This window comes from Bradyrhizobium sp. I71 (assembly GCF_022354745.1).
GTDB classification, from domain to species: Bacteria; Pseudomonadota; Alphaproteobacteria; order Rhizobiales; family Xanthobacteraceae; genus Bradyrhizobium; species Bradyrhizobium liaoningense.
In genome coordinates, this window is record NZ_CP059398.1 from 4084670 (window position 1) to 4101663 (window position 16994).

General features: G+C 63.1%; 10 protein-coding genes and 1 tRNA gene. 8 read left to right on the forward strand and 3 right to left on the reverse strand.

Features of this window, described 5'->3' with window-relative positions:
* Positions 1 to 94: 94 nt before the first annotated feature.
* Positions 95 to 1588: a PLP-dependent aminotransferase family protein gene (locus FJV43_RS19790; protein ID WP_239620107.1), complete on the reverse strand. Its 1494-nt coding sequence runs from the start codon at positions 1586 to 1588 to the stop codon at positions 95 to 97.
* A 314-nt stretch (positions 1589 to 1902) separates the two neighbouring features.
* Here FJV43_RS19790 and FJV43_RS19795 point away from each other — a divergent pair, with 314 nt between their 5' ends.
* Positions 1903 to 2394 carry an antibiotic biosynthesis monooxygenase gene (locus tag FJV43_RS19795; protein WP_239620108.1) on the forward strand — a complete coding sequence of 164 codons (492 nt, stop codon included), beginning with the start codon at positions 1903 to 1905 and terminating at the stop codon, positions 2392 to 2394.
* A 347-nt stretch (positions 2395 to 2741) separates the two neighbouring features.
* On the forward strand, positions 2742 to 3986 hold the full coding sequence (locus tag FJV43_RS19800; protein WP_239620110.1) for a GTP-binding protein: 1245 nt from the start codon (positions 2742 to 2744) through the stop codon (positions 3984 to 3986).
* Between the two features lie 734 nt (positions 3987 to 4720).
* Here FJV43_RS19800 and FJV43_RS19805 read toward each other — a convergent pair.
* Positions 4721 to 4793 (reverse strand) — tRNA-Arg (locus FJV43_RS19805).
* Positions 4794 to 5964: 1171 nt separating this feature from the next.
* Between FJV43_RS19805 and FJV43_RS19810 the strand changes: the two genes are divergently transcribed.
* Positions 5965 to 7137, forward strand: a complete 1173-nt coding sequence (locus tag FJV43_RS19810; RefSeq protein WP_239629511.1) for an efflux RND transporter periplasmic adaptor subunit — start codon at positions 5965 to 5967, stop codon at positions 7135 to 7137.
* 24 nt (positions 7138 to 7161) lie between these two features.
* The gene (locus tag FJV43_RS19815) at positions 7162 to 10308 is read left to right on the forward strand and encodes an efflux RND transporter permease subunit (protein ID WP_239620112.1); all 3147 of its coding nucleotides are present in this window, start codon (positions 7162 to 7164) and stop codon (positions 10306 to 10308) included.
* Positions 10309 to 10392: 84 nt separating this feature from the next.
* On the opposite strand, the gene FJV43_RS19820 is transcribed toward FJV43_RS19815, so the two are convergent.
* Complete coding sequence (locus tag FJV43_RS19820; RefSeq protein ID WP_239620113.1) at positions 10393 to 11343, reverse strand: LysR family transcriptional regulator; 951 nt, start codon at positions 11341 to 11343, stop codon at positions 10393 to 10395.
* A gap of 99 nt (positions 11344 to 11442) precedes the next feature.
* Between FJV43_RS19820 and FJV43_RS19825 the strand changes: the two genes are divergently transcribed.
* From FJV43_RS19825 to FJV43_RS19840, 4 genes are all read left to right on the forward strand, one after another.
* Positions 11443 to 12624 carry an MFS transporter gene (locus tag FJV43_RS19825; protein ID WP_239620115.1) on the forward strand — a complete coding sequence of 394 codons (1182 nt, stop codon included), beginning with the start codon at positions 11443 to 11445 and terminating at the stop codon, positions 12622 to 12624.
* Positions 12625 to 12639: 15 nt separating this feature from the next.
* On the forward strand, positions 12640 to 13674 hold the full coding sequence (locus tag FJV43_RS19830) for an aldo/keto reductase (protein ID WP_239620116.1): 1035 nt from the start codon (positions 12640 to 12642) through the stop codon (positions 13672 to 13674).
* A 121-nt stretch (positions 13675 to 13795) separates the two neighbouring features.
* Positions 13796 to 15397, forward strand: coding sequence for an amidase family protein (locus FJV43_RS19835; RefSeq protein ID WP_239620118.1), 1602 nt, complete (start codon positions 13796 to 13798; stop codon positions 15395 to 15397).
* 289 nt (positions 15398 to 15686) lie between these two features.
* Positions 15687 to 16988, forward strand: coding sequence for an O-acetylhomoserine aminocarboxypropyltransferase/cysteine synthase family protein (locus tag FJV43_RS19840; protein WP_239620120.1), 1302 nt, complete (start codon positions 15687 to 15689; stop codon positions 16986 to 16988).
* The last annotated feature ends 6 nt before the right edge of the window (positions 16989 to 16994 follow it).

The window sequence follows — 16994 nt, forward strand, 5'->3', positions numbered from 1 at the left end:
CAAATCGTTAGCTATTCGTGCTCACTCGACGCCCGCCTAAGGCCCTGGGACCAGGTACGAGTTTGGCCGTACCGATACACAGGTTGAGAACCAGTCACGAGTCGAATGGTGCAGTTGCGAGCAGGTTTGTCCGGTACCTCGCGTGCTGAATCAGCCCAATAGCGGTTTGGATCTGTTGCGGATTCAGGCACGGATAGCCCAAGAGTATTTTTCGTTCCCCGTCTAGACGAGGGTGAAGCTGATGCGTCGGGCTTTCGTTCAACGTGTAGACGCCAACACCGATCTGCTGGCACTTTGACTTTAAGTCCGATGCCGAACCGAAGTCCGATTCGATCGTCCAAACCAAGTGCATGCCACCTTCGAAGCCACTAAGCGATGTGGCTGGGAACGCACGCCCGATGCATTCCATCACAGTGTTCCTGCGCTCCAAATAGCACGTCCTCATCCGAGACAGGTGCTGTTCGAACGCGCCGGATGATATGAAATCGGCCGTAACGGACTGCTCCAACCATGGATGACCGTTGTTCATCACTGACTTGAGGCAGCGAGCGGCTTTCGCCAGATCGTGCGGAAAGACCGCGTATCCGAGACGCAAGCCCGGCCCGATCGACTTGGAGAACGTCCCCAAATACACCACGCACTCGGGCGCCAGCGCTTGTAAGGCTATCAGCGGGGTCGAATTATGTCGGAAGTCGCTGTCATAGTCGTCTTCCACGAGTAGCGTACCGGTATGGCGAGCCCATTCGACCAAATTTAGTCGGCGCTCTCGCGACATGGTGACACCGAGTGGAAACTGGTGGGAAGGCGTCACGTATCCGACGCAACCGCCGTCCTTCGGCAGCATGTCGGTGTCCAAGCCATCGTCTCCGATTGGCACCGGCACCAACTGAGCACCAAGGCTCGAGAACGCCTGTGCAGCGCCACGATAGCAAGGATCCTCCACGACAACCTGCTTGTCACGGATTTCCATCAGCCGCGCCACCAAGTTCAGGCCTTCTTGGGCTCCTGCCGTGACAACGACCTGCTCTGGTTTACATAAGATGCCGCGAGCGGTACGCAGATGATTTGCGATCGCCTCGCGAAGCAGTGGGTGACCGGCAGGATCCGTGTAGTCGCTTATCAGCCTAGTGAAAGTATCTAGGTGTTCGACCGTAAGTCGTCGCCATAAATTTCTTGGGAACAGACCCGGATCCGGGCGACCAATGCGGAAGTCATATCGCAGCCTGTCTCTCGGTTCTTGGTAGAGATGCATCCCATCAACCGCCCGCTTGAACCGGGCGAACGATAGCCGGGCTACTTCCGCGTCGGGATAGCCATCCCTTATACGAATGTATTCGCTCGGCAGCGGATCGCAGACGAAGGTGCCAAGGCCCGGCCTTGTCACAATAAGACCATCTGTGATCATGCGCTCGTAGGACAAGACCACTGTCCGTCTGGAAATATTCAGGTCCGTCGCCATCTCCCGCGTGGAGGGCAGTCGAGCGCCCGGTTTCAATATTCCACGGGATATCAGCTCTCGAACTTGGTCGACGAGCTGACGTTGGAGGCCGGCTTTCCCTTCCGAACCTATGTTGATCGGCAATTGCATGATACCAACTCGAAGCAATGCGCGTGCCAATAGTGTACCGGAAAAGAGGCTCCTAGCCGAGGTCATCCGGGTGGACTCATGGTCATTTTGCGATGCGGACCCATTCTCCTCAGGTCCTCCCAGCTTGCGATCCGTGGCTTCGTTCGCCTAACGCCACACTTGGATCAGCAAGTCGCTGCCCAATAGTTCTGCGGCATCGGTCATGAGCGACCTGGACTAAGGGAAAAATCATTTCCTGGCGCCAGTCGGAGTTCTGAATCGTTCTAGTCTTCACGCCGCCAGCGCAGTGGGCGCACCGGAAATGAGGACGAGTTATGGCGGTATATCAAAGCATGCAACGAGTACGGTTCTCGAGCGAGGACGGCTACAAGAAGTTTCAAGTCGTGTTTGCGAACGTGCGTCATCAGTTGAAAAAGCTCCCCGGCTTCCTCCATTTGACTTGGTGGGTGCATCCCGACGATCCGCACTGGTACAACGAAGTTAGCTTCTGGACGAGCTTCGAAGCTCTGAAGGATTGGCACATGGACACCTACCACAAGCACGCGAAGGAATGGGCGGTCCGCACCGGCGCCATCATGGAGGACATCATTGTCAACTTCGAGTACAAGAATGCGCGCCTCATTCGGGTGTGTCCGGCTTGTGCCTTCATTTCGGACAAGGCATTCGACGTCTCCATGGAACAAGCGGCGCTGGCCGAGCCCTGTCCTAAGTGCGGCTTCATTTTCCCCGTGATGGCTGAGACCGCGAATAGCACGGCGGTCTTCAAGGACGTTTCCTCAATACCGACAGCAATCGCCGCGGAATAAGAGGTGCTCGCTCCGGGATGCCGAGCGTCGATATGAGCCCGACTGCCGCACGGAAGCAGAAAGAAGACTCCTCGCGAGCGCGGAAGCTCTACCCTTCAGGGCCAGGGCTATTGCAAATGGTTCTTATACAGGTGCGAAGGCGCTCGGCGTCATGGTTCGAGACGCGCCGCAGGCGGCGCTTCTCACCATGAGGGTCCAAGATTTTGCCGCGAAACAAGACCTCATCCTGAGGTGCCAGCCAAAGGCTGGCGTCTCCAAGGATGGGCCGCAAAGACACCGCCTGCAGGTTCTTTTCAAATGCGATAGCTCTGCCTTCAGGGCCGAGCGTGGTCACCAGGTGTGCCTCGATGCTGTGGAATAGCCGAAAGAAACTGCCCGTTACCGTCTTGTCTGGATTTCTTGGCGCCGGAAAAACCACCCTGTTGAACGAGTTGCTTCTTAACCGGACTGGTCGGCGCGTCGCTGTGATCGTTAACGACATGTCGGACGTCAACATCGACAAGGCTCTGATAGAGTCGGGTGGATCTCAGTTATCCCGCACCGAAGAATCTTTGATAGAGCTTAGCAACGGCTGTATCTGTTGCACGCTCCGGGGAGATCTCATCGACGAGGTGAGAAAGCTCTGCAACGAACGACGCTTCGACAACCTGATCATCGAGGCTACGGGAATTTCGGAGCCAATGCCCATTGCGGCGGCATTTTCCTACCGAGACGAGAAAGGCCGGAGCCTGGATGATATCGCCTATATCGACAACATGGTGACGGTGGTCGACACCGCGCGCATTGCCCAGGACTTTTGGTCGCGTGAGCTCCTGCAAGCAAGACAGAAGGAAGTGTCCCCTGACGATAAGCGAACCATTGTCGAGTTGCTGGTCGACCAGGTGGAGTTTGCCGACACCATCATTCTGAACAAGATATCCTCAGCGACGAACGAGCAGCGCAAATATGCATATTCGATCATTCGCGGACTGAACTCGGACGCGAGAATCTATGAAGCGGATTTCGGCCGTCTGGATTTGACGCGGATCATCGGGGTAAGTCGGTTCGCCCCGGAAAGAGCCGCCCTGCATCCCCTTTGGAAGAAGGAACTCGAAGGATTCAAGGATCATGTGCCGGAGACGTTGGAGTTCGGCATTTCGAGCTTCGTTTACCGCGCCCGGCGTCCGTTCGATCCTCAGCGCTTTTCCGATTTCCTGGACAGCGGCTGGGGCGGAGTGTTGCGCGCGAAGGGATTTTTCTGGTTGGCCAGCCGACCTCGGTGGGTTGGAGAACTGAGCCATTGCGGTGCTCTCGTGCGAACCAGCGGGAGGAGCTGGTGGTGGTGTGCGGTCGATCAAAAGTTGTGGCCTAGGGATCCTGCCTGGCGCAGCCAACTCGCGGCCTCGTGGGACCCAAGGTACGGCGATCGCAAGCAGGAACTGGTATTCATTGGCGTGGGGCTCGATGTTGAGGATTTGCAAAGACGGTTGGATTTTTGCCTCACCGAATCGTGGCCGTTGGAAAATCCCGCAGAACTCGCTGACGAAAGGGATTGCTTTCCGGTGTGGCGGGCGAAGGCTGACTCAGAAGAATCCCACTTCGTGGCCGTATGACGTTGCCGAAATCTTGCACAATAGTGTGTTTTGTGCACGTGCGGCAACGAACTATGCAAGTCTTTGTCGTCGGGTTGATACGATTAATGAAGGGGGCCGACATGGTGGCTTCCGACGTTGCTCGTCGTTGACGACCGCGCACGCCCGTCGCACGGGTATTGAACGAAGCGCCAGGCGAGGTATTCCGGATATTCTGAGCGGCCGGCTGGCAGATCCAGGATTCTTCTGACCGAACGGGAGCAGAGCCCGCACTGCGTCCAGGATCTCATGATCACTGATGACGTTGCACTTCAGCGATTCGTGCTCATTCAGGAAGGATCACACGGGGGTCGACAAGGCATGCAATTTCGCGGTTCAAATCGAAGAAGTTGGATGCAGCAGCTGTGCTGTACAAGAGGAAGCCGTAGAACTCAATTGCATATCCGAGATAGCCGGAGATGATGACGCGCCTCACCGTCGCCAGCGAACTCGTGAGCCACATAGAGCACGTGGTCGCATCGTTCGTCTTTGAACGGCAGGGCGACGTTGAAAATGGTCTCGCTCATGAGTCCCCCGATCCGGCTACTCAAGCGGATCTAGATTGCAATGGGTTCCAAATCCAGCGGTGCTAGTGCTGCCCCGCGGCGTCGTTACTCCGCTTTTTCGCTCGCAGGCTAATTGCCGCTCTTTGCTCGGGCGTAGTCCGGCGGCGATTGGCGGTAATTTTAGTGTTGGCGTAGTGGAAATGGCAAAAGTGGCGTACCCGACACGATTCGAACGTGTGGCCTTCGCCTTCGGAGGGCAAACGCCCACGCCCCAGGCTGAGCGGTGCGACGGCAATTTGCCTTTCGCTAGTCGCTTGGTGGCACTGTTGTCGATGACCGTCCATTGGACGGGATAGGCTTTTGTCGAAGGCGAAATTCCATTCCGGCGGTAGCTCAAACGGTGGGTTTTGGTCTGGGAAGGTCGAAAATACTTGATCTTTCAATGAGGATTGACTGACACTCTCTCCGCCATAGGCGCGATTTGACCGCTTCGTTCGCCGGCTTACGATTTCGACGATTCGTACGACCGATGGAGTCGGTCCGCCGCGCCAGCTGACTGTCCCCAAGAAGCTCGCCGTCAAGCTCACGTGGCAAGTCCACCATGACGTCGTGACCCCATGGTGCAAGCGAAGTTCTTGTTCCGCTGCCACGCGCGCCTGGGACCGACATCGCTGGGCATGACGTTTCGCACGACGAGGACAAGATCGGCCTTTCCGGGTTAGGCGCTTGCGTGAATGGGTGCAGATAGAGGTCCGGGCGATCATCCGCGATTCAAGTTTGTCTATCTCCGGCGTCTGCGGCGAAGCGTGCAAAGGGCGGATGAGTGACTGGCGATCAGCAACAGTACATTTGCACTTTTGATGAAGGTGCGATCGTAAGGCTGCATTGTCTTGCGAAGCGGCGACGCTGCCAATGACGCCTTTGCGGCGACCGGCTGCAATCTCTGCATCACAAACACCTTCCGCGGGAAATGCCCCGGCCCTGATTTTTCTGTATATAGCTGGGCCAATCGATTGATTCTCGATCTGCGCCGGCGCGGTAACTTGATCCGCATTGGCAATGCTGCAGCTGCCGCAACGCGCCAAGGGGGCATCAAAGAGACATTCATGAGCGCCATGCCGGTGGGCTGCTGGCCAACTCCGTGGCCGCCGGCGCCGGTGAGATGATGTTGCGATCGTGCGAGGTGCGGCCCAAACGATGGCTGCGCTGATCAGCGCTCATGCCCGTGAGCCCCGACGCAGGCGATGTCCGCGCGTTTTTGGAACGACGGCGGGCGGTGCGCCGGATGCAGAGCGCAGCACCGGGGCGATGGATATGCAGACGAGACAGACCGCGGCCGACATGGATGGTTCGCGTGGCGGGGGATGGCAGAGATGGAGATGTTGGTACTAACGGGGCGTGGTTTTGCCGGCCGGCCGGCTCGCTTGGCGGTTTTGGCGGGCCTGGTTTGCGCCATGCCGGCCCTGTCCGGCTGTAACGAGAAAAACCGGTATGCCGCGCCGCCGCCGGCAAAGGTGGCGGTGGCAAGCCCGATCCAGCGGCCGGTCACCCTCTACGCCGAGTTCACCGGCAACACCGCGCCGCTCGCCGCCGTCGACGTGGAGGCCCGCGTTCAGGGCTTCCTGACGGCGATCGGCTATCGCGATGGCGAAGCGGTCAGGAAGGACCGCGTGCTGTTCGAGATCGAGCGGGATCAGTACCAGGCGCAGTTCGATCTGCAGCAGGCGCAGGTGGAGAGCGCAAAAGCCAAGCAGGTGAATAGCAAGCGGGAGTACGATCGGCAGGTCACGCTGGGTCAGAAGGACGTTTCCACCCAGCGTGCGGTCGACGAGGCGACGATGAACTACGAGATGGCGACCGCCCAGCTCGCCGCCAACGAAGCCAGTCTCAGGCTCGCGCAGACATCACTCGGCTACACCACGGTGCGCGCGCCCTTCGACGGAGTGGTTACTCGGCACCTTGCCGAGGTCGGTTCGCTGGTCGGCCAGTCCGGTCCGACCAAGCTCGCTACGGTCCTTCAGGTCAATCCGATCCACGTCTATTTCAACATCTCCGAGCAGCAGCAGATCGACATGCGTGACGCCCTTGCCAAGCAGGGCAAGACGCTCAGGGACCTGCGCGAGAAGGCCGAGGAGCGATCGGTCGAGGTGGCTCTCGCCGCGGATGCCGCATTTCAGTACAAAGGCAAAATCGATTACATCGCCCCGCAGCTCGACCCCAATACCGGCACGCTGCAATTGCGAGGGGTGTTCGAGAACAAAGATATCGCGCTGGTGCCCGGCCTGTTCGTGCGTGTCCGTGTTCCGGTCGGCAAGATCGAGAACGCGCTGCTCGTCAATGACACCGCTGTGATGTCGAACCAGGCCGGCAGCTACGTGATGGTGGTCGGCGAGGACAAGGTGGTTGCCCAGCGTCAGGTGACGACCGGTCCGGTGGAAGGCCAGCTTCGCGTCATCACCGGCGGGCTCAAGGCCGACGACAAGGTCGTGATCGGATCGATCCAGCGCGCGGTCGCCGGCAACACGGTCGATCCCGTCGCGGGCACAATGGCCGCCGCCGGCCAAGGCTCGACGCCCGCACCTGCCTCTCCGGTCCCGGCGGCGGGGTCGGGACGAAGCTCGCAATAGGCCACCGGCACACACAAGGCTCTCATGTTCTCGCGCTTCTTCATCGAACGGCCGGTGCTCTCGAACACGCTGGCGTTCCTCATCGTCCTGGTCGGCGCGCTGGCGTTGGCGAGCCTGCCGGTGTCGCAATATCCGAATGTGGTGCCGCCGACCGTATCGGTGACGGCGACCTATCCCGGCGCCAGCGCGCGCACAGTGATGGATACGGTCGCCCTTCCCGTCGAGCAGCAGGTCAATGGCGTCGACCACATGATCTACATGCAGTCGACCAGCGCGAGCGACGGCAGCTATAGTCTTGTCGTCACCTTCGACATCGGCACGGATCCGGACACGGCGCAGGTTCTGGTGCAGAACCGGGTCTCGCTGGCGAGCGCGCAACTGCCCAGCGCGGTCTCGACGCAGGGATTGAATGTCCAGAAGAAGCAGACCTCGATTCTTCAGTTCATCAATCTCTATTCTCCCGAGGGCCGCTACGACAACCTGTTCCTCGCCAACTACGCCACCATCCACCTCCAGAACGAGCTGGCGCGCGTGCCCGGCGTCGGCAACGTCACGGTGCTGGGGTCGGGAGCCTACGCCATGCGCATCTGGCTCGATCCCGGCCGCCTGCAGGCGTTCGGCCTGACCCCGAGCGATGTGACTTCGGCGATCCAGCAGCAGAGCAACGAGGTGACCGCCGGCCTCGTCGGCGCGCCGCCGACGCCGGACACCGTCAACTTCCAATACGTGCTCAATGTCACCGGCCGGTTTTCCGAGGCGGCGGAGTTCGAGAACATCGTGGTCAAGGTGGCGAGCGGCGAGGGCGGCAGGATTGTCCGCATCCGCGACGTCGGCCGGATCGAGCTCGGCGCTGCGTCCTACGGCCAGACCGCGACGCTGAACGGCCGGCCGTCGGCGGCGATAGCGGTCTCGCAGCTGTCCGGCGCCAACGCCCTGACGGTTGCCGAGAGCGTCAAGAGCAAGATGGACGAGCTGTCGAAATCGTTCCCGTCCGGGCTCGCCTACAAGGTCTCGTTCGACAGCACCAAGTTCATCACCGCTTCGGTCCGCGAAGTCTACGAGACACTGGTGATCGCCGCCGGCCTTGTGCTGATCGTGATCCTCGCGTTCCTGCAGGATTGGCGGGCGATGCTGGTGCCGGCGACGACGGTGCCGGTGACCATCATCGGCGCGTTCGGCGCGATGTCGCTGCTCGGCTTCACCGTCAATACGACGAGCCTGTTCGCGCTGGTTCTTGCCATCGGCATCGTGGTGGACGACGCCATCGTGATCGTCGAGGGCGTGGCGCGTCATCTGGATGGCGGCATGTCCAGCCGCGAAGCTGCCGTGAAGGCGATGTCCGAGCTGTTCGGCCCCGTGATCGGCATCACCCTGGTGCTGATGGCGGTGTTCCTGCCGGCGGCGACCTTGTCCGGACTGACCGGAAAGATGTATCAGCAGTTCGCGCTCGTGATCGCCGCGACCGCAGTCATCTCCGCGATAAACGCCGTGACGCTGAAACCGACGCAATGCGCGTTGTGGCTGCGGCCATCGGTGCCGCCGCAGGAGCGCAACGTCGCCGCGCGCGCCTTCAACGCCGTCTACGGGCGCGCCGAGATGCTGTACACGGCGCTGATCAGCCGCATCGTCGCCCTGAGCGTTCCGGTTGCACTGCTCGGCATCGCCTTGATCGGCGTTGCGTTCTACAGCCTCTCGACGGTGCCGACCGGCTTCCTGCCGGACGAGGATCAGGGCTATTTCGTCGTCAGTCTCAAGCTGCCCGACGCGGCTTCCGCGCACCGGACGGAGACTGCCGTCGCGGAGGCGGTAAAGCTCGTGCAGGCGGTCCCCGGCGTCGAGGACGTGATTGCGGTGTCCGGCATCTCGCCGCTCGACAATAACGCGACGCTGTATAACGCCGGCATGCTCTACGTGGTGCTCAAGCCCTGGGACGACCGGAAGACGGCCGATCTTGGCATCGGCAGCATCGCGGCCAATGCCCGGGCCGCCCTCGACGGCATGGACAGCGCGACGGCGCTGATCATGCTGCCGCCGCCGATCCAGGGCATCGGCAATGCCAGCGGGTTCACGATGATGGTGCAGATCAAGGACGGCAGCTCCGATTTCGTGGCGTTGCAGAACGCCGTCGACCAGCTCGCCGCCAATGCGTCGACGCAGACCGGGCTTGCCCATGTCGCGCCGAACTTCAAGGGGACGGTCAAGCAATTCCGTCTGGTGGTGGACCGCATCAAGGCCGAGGCCATCGGCATCACCGTCGGCCAGGTCTTCTCGGCGCTGGAGACCTATATGGGGTCGACCTACGTCAACCAGTTTACCAAGTACAATTACGTGTTCAAGGTCTACGTCCAGGCGGATGCCGCGTTCCGGCTCCAGCCCGACGACATCCTCAAGCTGAAGGTCAAGGGTGCCGATGGCCGGATGGTGCCCTTGGGCACGGTCGCCGCCATCAAGGATGAGGTCGGCCCGCCGCTGATCACGCTGTACAATCTCTATCCCGCGGCGACCGTCACCGGCAGTCCGGCTACCGGCTTCAGTTCCGGAGAGGCGATGTCGCTGATGAGCGAGGTCGCGGCCAAGTCGCTGCCGCCCGGCATGGGGACCGCCTGGACCGGCATGTCCTATCAGGAGCAGATCGTCGGCAACCAGATCTATCGCGTCTTCCTCATTGCATTGGTGCTCGTCTATTTCATCCTCGCCGGTCAATACGAGAGCTGGCTGCAGCCGCTCGCGGTGATCCTCGCCGTGCCGCTCGCGCTGCTCGGCACGGTCATCGCGCTCGATGCGACGGGCATGCCGAACAACCTCTACACCCAGATCGGCATCGTCCTGCTGATCGCGCTCGCTGCCAAGAACGCCATCCTGGTGGTCGAATATGCGCGCGAGAAGCGGGCCGAGGGCATGGAGGTCGCCGAGGCGGCGATCGAAGCGGCGCGGCTGCGCCTGCGCCCGATCCTGATGACCTCGTGCGCCTTCATATTCGGCATGCTCCCGCTGGTGTTCGCCACCGGGGCAGGTGCCGGCGCCCGTGTTTCGATCGGGCTGGCGGTCGTGAGCGGCATGTTGGCTTCGACCTTCCTCGCCGTGCTCTTCGTGCCGCCGTTCTTCGTGGTGCTCGAACGGCTGAGCGTCGCATTGGCAGCGCGGACGAAGCCGGTGACCACGGCTTCGTGATTTCGGCCGCACCTCAGCAGCGCCGGAGCTGGAACGTTCGGCTCATTTCAGCGCAGTCGATTGACGCTCCCTTCGCCAGCCTCATCACACCAATCTCCACCTTCCATCACCCGCCCGCTTCAACGCCGGATCGCTCACCCGCACGTGCTTGGCCAGGAAATCGATGAACGCGCGCACACGCGCGGGCAGTGGTGCGGTGTGGCCGACATAGACGGCGTGGATGTCTTCGCGGTCGCCGGGATTGTAGCCTTGCAGCACCGGGACGAGGCGGCCGGATTCGATGTCGGGGCCGATGTGGAAGAGGGCGAGCCGGGCAAGCCCGACGCCGCCCAGCGCAAGGCGGCGGGCGGCCTCGCCGTCGCTGGCGCGCGCGACGGGCGTGGGCACGGCCTCCTCGGTGTGATCCCCGCGCCTGAACGGCCAACCGCGGATGCTGCGCGGAAAAGTCCAGCCGATGCCACGGTGATCGGCAAGGTCCGCCGGCGCTTTCGGCGTGCCGCAACGGGCGAGGTAATCCGGCGCGCCGACCACGACCATGCGGCTGCTGCCGAGCTTTCGCGCCACGAGACGCGAGGCCCGCAGCGGGCCGACGCGGATGGCGACGTCGGCGCGCTCCTGCATCAGGTCAATCAGCGTGTCGGTCAGCACGAGATCGAGCGTGACGTCGGGATGCCGTTCCAGGAAGCGCGGGATCAACGGCACCACATGCAGCATGCCGAAGGGAATGTTGCAATTGACCGTGAGGCGGCCGCGCGGCGCCGCGCCCGAGGCGGCCTCGCGCTCGGCCTCCTCCATTTCGGCGAGGATGCGCACCGCCCGCTCGTAGAAGGCCCGGCCCTCCTCGGTCAGCGTCAGCTTGCGCGTGGTGCGGTTGACGAGTCGCGCGCCGAGCCGCGCCTCCAGCCGCGACATCAGCTTGCTGACGCCCGACGGCGTCAGGCGCAGCTTTCGCGCGGCCTGGGTGAAGCCGCCGAGATCGACCACGCGGACGAAAACCTCCATCTCGGCGGAGCGGTTGGTGTCAAAACGGGCCATGTTGAATTCACGTCACAAATGATTGGATTGCCGACATTCTAATGGTTTTGCGGCCATGCCGCTATCTGCGGGGCTTCGTCTCATCCATCGGAGCCACGCATGCCTCCCGCCGTCCTCGCGCTCACCGCCGGTGCCTTCGGCATCGGCACCACCGAATTCATCATCATGGGCCTCTTGCTCCAGGTCGCCGCCGACATGCATGTTTCCGTGCCGGTCGCCGGCCTGCTGATATCGGGCTATGCGCTCGGCGTGTTCGTCGGTGCGCCGGTGCTGACGCTGGCGACGCGGCGGATGCCACGGAAAACAGTGCTGCTCGCGCTGATGGCGATCTTCACGCTGGGCAATGCGGCTTGCGCGCTGGCCCCGAATTACGAACTGCTGATGGCTGCGCGCGTGCTGACCTCGCTCGCCCACGGCACGTTCTTCGGTGTCGGCTCGGTCGTGGCCACCAGCCTCGTCGCCGAGGACAAGCGTGCCTCCGCGATCGCCACCATGTTCATCGGCCTGACGGTCGCCACGCTCCTGGGCGTGCCCTTCGGCGCGTGGTTCGGCCTGATGCTCGGCTGGCGCGCCGCGTTCTGGGCCGTGACGGTCATCGGCGTGATCGCGTTCGCGGTGGTCGCCGCGCTCGTGCCTGGCCATGTCGGCAGTGGCGACAAGCCGATCTCGCTCGCCGAAGAGGTCGCCGTGCTCGGTCGTCCGCAGGTGCTGCTCGGCCTCGCCATGACCGTGTTCGGCTTCGCCGGCCTGTTCGTCGTCTTCACCTATATCCAGCCGATCCTGACGCGTTTCACCGGTTTCTCGGAGGCTGCCGTCTCGCCGATCCTGCTGGTGTTCGGCGTCGGGCTCGCGATCGGCAACGTTGCCGGCGGCAAGCTCGCGGACCGCGGCCTGGCACGGGCCCTGACCGGCACGCTGGCCGCGCTTGCGATCGTGCTGCTCGGGCTGGCAGCCGTGCTATCGATCAAGATCCTTTCCATCGCGCTGATCCTGCTGCTCGGCATCGCCGCCTTCGCAACCGTCGCCCCGCTCCAGCTTCGTGTGCTGGAGGCAGCCGGCCCCAGCGGCCGCACGCTCGCCTCCAGCCTCAACATCGCCGCGTTCAATCTCGGCAACGCGCTCGGCGCCTGGGCCGGCGGCGTCACTATCGACCGCGGATTCGGGCTTCCCGCGCTGCCGCTGGTCGCGGCCGGCATCACAGCGATCGGCCTCGCGCTGGCGCTGTGGAGCCTTCGGCTCGATCGCGCGCCGGTCGCCGCCGCGGCGTGTCCGGCGGAATAGCGAAGGAGATCCGCAATGGAATACCGCAATCTCGGGGCCTCCGGACTCAGGGTCCCTGTGCTCAGCTTCGGCACCGGCACCTTCGGCGGTCAGGGCCCCCTGTTCTCGGCCTGGGGCCGCAGCGATGCGGACGAGGCGCGCAGGCTGATCGACATCTGCCTCGATGCCGGCGTCAATCTGTTCGACAGTGCTGACGTCTATTCGAACGGCGCGTCCGAGGAGATTCTCGGTGCTGCGATCAGGGGCCGGCGCGACAAGGTGCTGATCTCCACCAAGATGAGCCTGCCGATGGGCGAGGGGCCGCACGATGCGGGCTCGTCGCGGCAGCGGCTCCTGACCTCGGTCGATGCGGCGCTGCGCCGGCTTGGCACTGACCACATCGACCTGCTCCAGCTCCACGCTTTCGACGCCTTCACCCCGATCGAGGAGGTGCTGTCGACGCTCGACATGCTCGTGCGCGCGGGCAAGCTGCGCTATGTCGGCGTCTCCAATTTCGCCGGCTGGCAGTTGATGAAGTCGCTCGCCATTGCGGACCGGCATGGCTGGCCGCGCTATGTCGCGCATCAGGTCTACTACTCGCTGCTCGGCCGCGACTACGAGTGGGAGCTGATGCCGCTCGCGCGCGACCAGGGGGTGGGGGCGCTGGTCTGGAGTCCGCTCGGCTGGGGCCGCCTTACCGGAAAGATCCGGCGCGGCCAGCCGCTGCCGCCGAACAGCCGCCTGCACGCGACCGCACAGTTCGGTCCGCCGGTGCGCGACGAGACGCTCTACGCCGTCGTCGACGTGCTGGACGCGATCGCGATGGAGACCGGCCGCACCGTGCCCCAGGTCGCGATCGCCTGGCTGCTGAGCCGTCCCACCATCGCCTCCGTCATCATCGGCGCCCGCGACGAAGCGCAGCTGCGCGACAATCTCGGCGCAGTGGGATGGCCGCTGAGCGCGGATCAGATCAAGCGTCTCGACGAGGCCAGCGCGGTGATGCCGCCCTATCCCTACTATCCCTATCGCATCCAGCAGGGTTTTGCCCGGCTGAATCCGCCGCCGGTGTAGTCCAGGAGACGCAAGCAATTCGTCGCATCGGTGTACCGTCGCAATGCGCCATGCAGAAACGCGGCTGTACACGCCTCATCCTCGTCCGTAACCTCCGCCGCACAATTTCAGGAGATGCGACGTGGCGAAGAAAACGGCAACCAAGAAGAAAAGTGCTTCCAGGAAAGCGGCAACGAAGACGAGCAAGAAGGCATCGAGCAAGAAGACTTCGAGCAAAAAGACCCCAGCCCGAAAGGGCGTCGCTGCGAAAACGATCAAGCCAGCCAAGAAGGTCGCCGCGCGCAAATCAGCCACCGCGCGTCGGCCCAGGGGACCGGCCTGGCAATGGTCCGCGGTCGATACCGCGGCCGCGATCCGCTCCGGCGCAATCTCCGCGGTCGAGGTCGTGGAAACGCATCTCGAGCGGATGCGCACCGTCAATCCGGGACTCAATGCGGTTGTCGTGGATCTCTCGGAAGAAGCGCTTGCGGCCGCGCACGCCGCCGACAAGCAGCGCGCCAAGGGCGGCGAGCTCGGCCTCCTGCACGGTGTGCCCATCACCATCAAGGAGAATGTTGACTATGAAGGCCGGCCCAACTTCAACGGCGTTCCCGCCAACAAGGGTCTCATCGCGCCGTCGGATGCGCCTGTTGTCCGCAACCTCAGGAAGGCCGGCGCCATCGTCCTTGGTCTCACCAACACCCCGGAATTCTCCTTCCGCGGCTTCACCGACAATCCCCTGCACGGGCTGACGCTGAACCCCTGGGATCCTGATATCACCTGCGGCGGCTCCTCGGGCGGTGCGGGTTCGGCGGTCGCGGCAGGCATCGGCACCATCGCCCATGGCAACGATATCGGCGGCTCGCTGCGCTGGCCGGCGCATTGCAACGGCGTCGCCACCATCAAGCCGACGCAGGGCCGCATCCCCGCCTTCAACGGAAGCGCAACGGCGGAGCGGCCGATGCTGGCGCATCTGATGTCGGCGCAGGGGCCGCTCGCCCGCCATGTCGCCGACGTTCGCCTCGCGCTGGAGGCGATGAGCCAGCGCGATCCGCGCGACCCCTGGTGGGTGCCGGCACCGCTGATCGGACCCAAGCCGAAGGGGCCGATCAAGGTCGCGCTGGCGAAGATCCCCGAGGACATGGACGTCGATCCCTCCGTCGCCGCGGCGCTGCGCCAGGCCGCCGACCATCTCGAGCGTTCCGGCTATCGCGTCAGCGAGGTCGAGGTGCCCGACATCAACGGCGTCTGGCAGACCTGGTGCGACATCATCACCAACGAGACCGTGGTGATGCAGGAGGCCGGCATGCTGAAGGTCACGTCCGAGGATTTCCACAAAGCCTGGGGGGGCATGAAGGCCAAGGCCAACGTGCTCGATCTCAAAGCCTGGATGCAGGCGACTGCCGCGCGCAGCGGCCACATCCGCGCCTGGCAATTGTTCTTCGAGGAATATCCGGTCGTGCTGGCGCCGACCACGGTGAAGCCGACGCCGGGCCCGCGTGACGACACCGTCAGTTCCGAGCGCGTGCGCGAGATCTTCTGGGGCGAGATCCGCTTCATCTCCGCCATCAACGTGCTGGGCCTGCCCGGCGCGGTGGTGCCGGTGGCGCTGCATGACGGCAAGCCGATCGGCGTGCAGCTCATCGCCGGCCGTTACCGCGAGGACCTCGCACTCGATGCCGCCGCCGCGATCGAGAAGCGTGCCGGCGTGCTCACCCACCGCCTCTGGGAGAACATGGCTTAGGCCTAAGCAACACCGCCACATTGACGATGCACCCCTCTCCGCGTGTGGGCGAGGGGTGCTCGCCGTGCAGCGGCGAGTTGGGTGACGCCGAGCAAGACACGGCGTGATCGGTTAATCGAATTTAACCGGGATCACTGCCAATTCGCCAGCAGGCGTTAGGGTTACTTCCTCGATCTCTATACGAATTATTGTCCGCTTTACCGCCCGCCTCTAACACGAGGACGGCGGACAACGCACATGCCTCATTCTAGGCCAATAAGTGCGGCCCGCCCCACGCGGAGGTGGCATAATGCGCAACGAGACGATCGCTATTCACGCCGGTTACGAGCCCGAAGCGACCACGCACGCGGTTGCCGTGCCGATCTACCAGACCGCGGCCTACGCCTTCGACAGCGCCGATCATGGCGCCGCCCTGTTCAATCTCGAGACCGAAGGCTTCCGCTACAGCCGCATCGCCAATCCGACCAGTGCGGTTCTGGAGAAGCGCATCGCCCAGCTCGAAGGCGGCGTCGGCGCGCTTGCGGTCGCGACCGGGCAGGCCGCGCTGCATTTCGCCTTCGTCAACGTCGCCGATCACGGCGGCAACATCGTTTCGGTGCCGCAGCTTTATGGCACCACGCACACGCTGCTCTCGCACATCCTGCCGCGCCAAGGCATCACCGGCCGTTTCGCCGAGAGCGACAGGCCTGAGGCGATCGAGAAGCTGATCGATGAGAACACCCGGGCCGTCTTTGCCGAGACCATCGGCAATCCCGCCGGCAATGTCTGCGACATCGAGGCGCTGGCGAAGATGGCTCATGCGCATGGCGTGCCGCTGATCGTCGACAACACTGTCGCAACCCCGATCCTGCTCAAACCGTTCGACTACGGTGCCGACATCGCCGTGCATTCGCTGACCAAGTTCCTTGGCGGTCACGGCACCACGCTCGGCGGCGCCATTGTCGATTCCGGAAATTTCCCCTGGGCCAAGCATGCCGAGCGCTTCCCGGCCTACAACAAGCCGGATGCCTCCTATCACGGTCTGGTCTATGCCGAGCGGTTCGGCCGCACCGCTTACATCGAGCGGGCGCGAAGCGTCTATCAGCGCACCATGGGCTCGGTGCTGTCGCCGTTCAACGCCTTCCTGCTGCTCCAGGGCATCGAGACCGTGGCGCTGCGCATGGAGCGCCATGTCGAGAATGCGCGCAAGGTCGCCGAATTCCTCCGCGGCGATCCGCGCGTCGCCTGGGTCAACTACACCGGTTTTCCGGACAGCCCCCATTATCCGCTGGTGCAGAAGTACCTGAACGGCAACGCCTCCTCTCTGTTCACCTTCGGCATCAAGGGCGGCATGGAGGCCGGCAAGACCTTCTATGATGCGCTGAAGCTGATCACACGGCTCGTCAATATCGGTGATGCCAAGTCGCTGGCCTGCCATCCGGCCTCGACGACCCATCGGCAGATGTCGGAGGAGCAGCAACGCGTCGCCGGCGTGCTGCCGGAGACCATCCGTCTGTCGATCGGCATCGAGCATGCCTCAGACATCATCGAGGACATCGACCAGGCGCTGGAAAAGGCCTGCCCGTCGGCGCGGCTCGAGGCCGCGGAGTAGGCGGCG

What these genes read in the sequence shown, in the direction of transcription:
- FJV43_RS19790 (WP_239620107.1), bottom strand. Translation starts at nt 1,588, where the DNA reads ATGCAATTGCCGATCAACATAGGTTCGGAAGGGAAAGCCGGCCTCCAA.
- FJV43_RS19795 (WP_239620108.1), top strand. Translation starts at nt 1,903, where the DNA reads ATGGCGGTATATCAAAGCATGCAACGAGTACGGTTCTCGAGCGAGGAC.
- FJV43_RS19800 (WP_239620110.1), top strand. Translation starts at nt 2,742, where the DNA reads ATGCTGTGGAATAGCCGAAAGAAACTGCCCGTTACCGTCTTGTCTGGA.
- FJV43_RS19810 (WP_239629511.1), top strand. Translation starts at nt 5,965, where the DNA reads ATGCCGGCCCTGTCCGGCTGTAACGAGAAAAACCGGTATGCCGCGCCG.
- FJV43_RS19815 (WP_239620112.1), top strand. Translation starts at nt 7,162, where the DNA reads ATGTTCTCGCGCTTCTTCATCGAACGGCCGGTGCTCTCGAACACGCTG.
- FJV43_RS19820 (WP_239620113.1), bottom strand. Translation starts at nt 11,343, where the DNA reads ATGGCCCGTTTTGACACCAACCGCTCCGCCGAGATGGAGGTTTTCGTC.
- FJV43_RS19825 (WP_239620115.1), top strand. Translation starts at nt 11,443, where the DNA reads ATGCCTCCCGCCGTCCTCGCGCTCACCGCCGGTGCCTTCGGCATCGGC.
- FJV43_RS19830 (WP_239620116.1), top strand. Translation starts at nt 12,640, where the DNA reads ATGGAATACCGCAATCTCGGGGCCTCCGGACTCAGGGTCCCTGTGCTC.
- FJV43_RS19840 (WP_239620120.1), top strand. Translation starts at nt 15,687, where the DNA reads ATGCGCAACGAGACGATCGCTATTCACGCCGGTTACGAGCCCGAAGCG.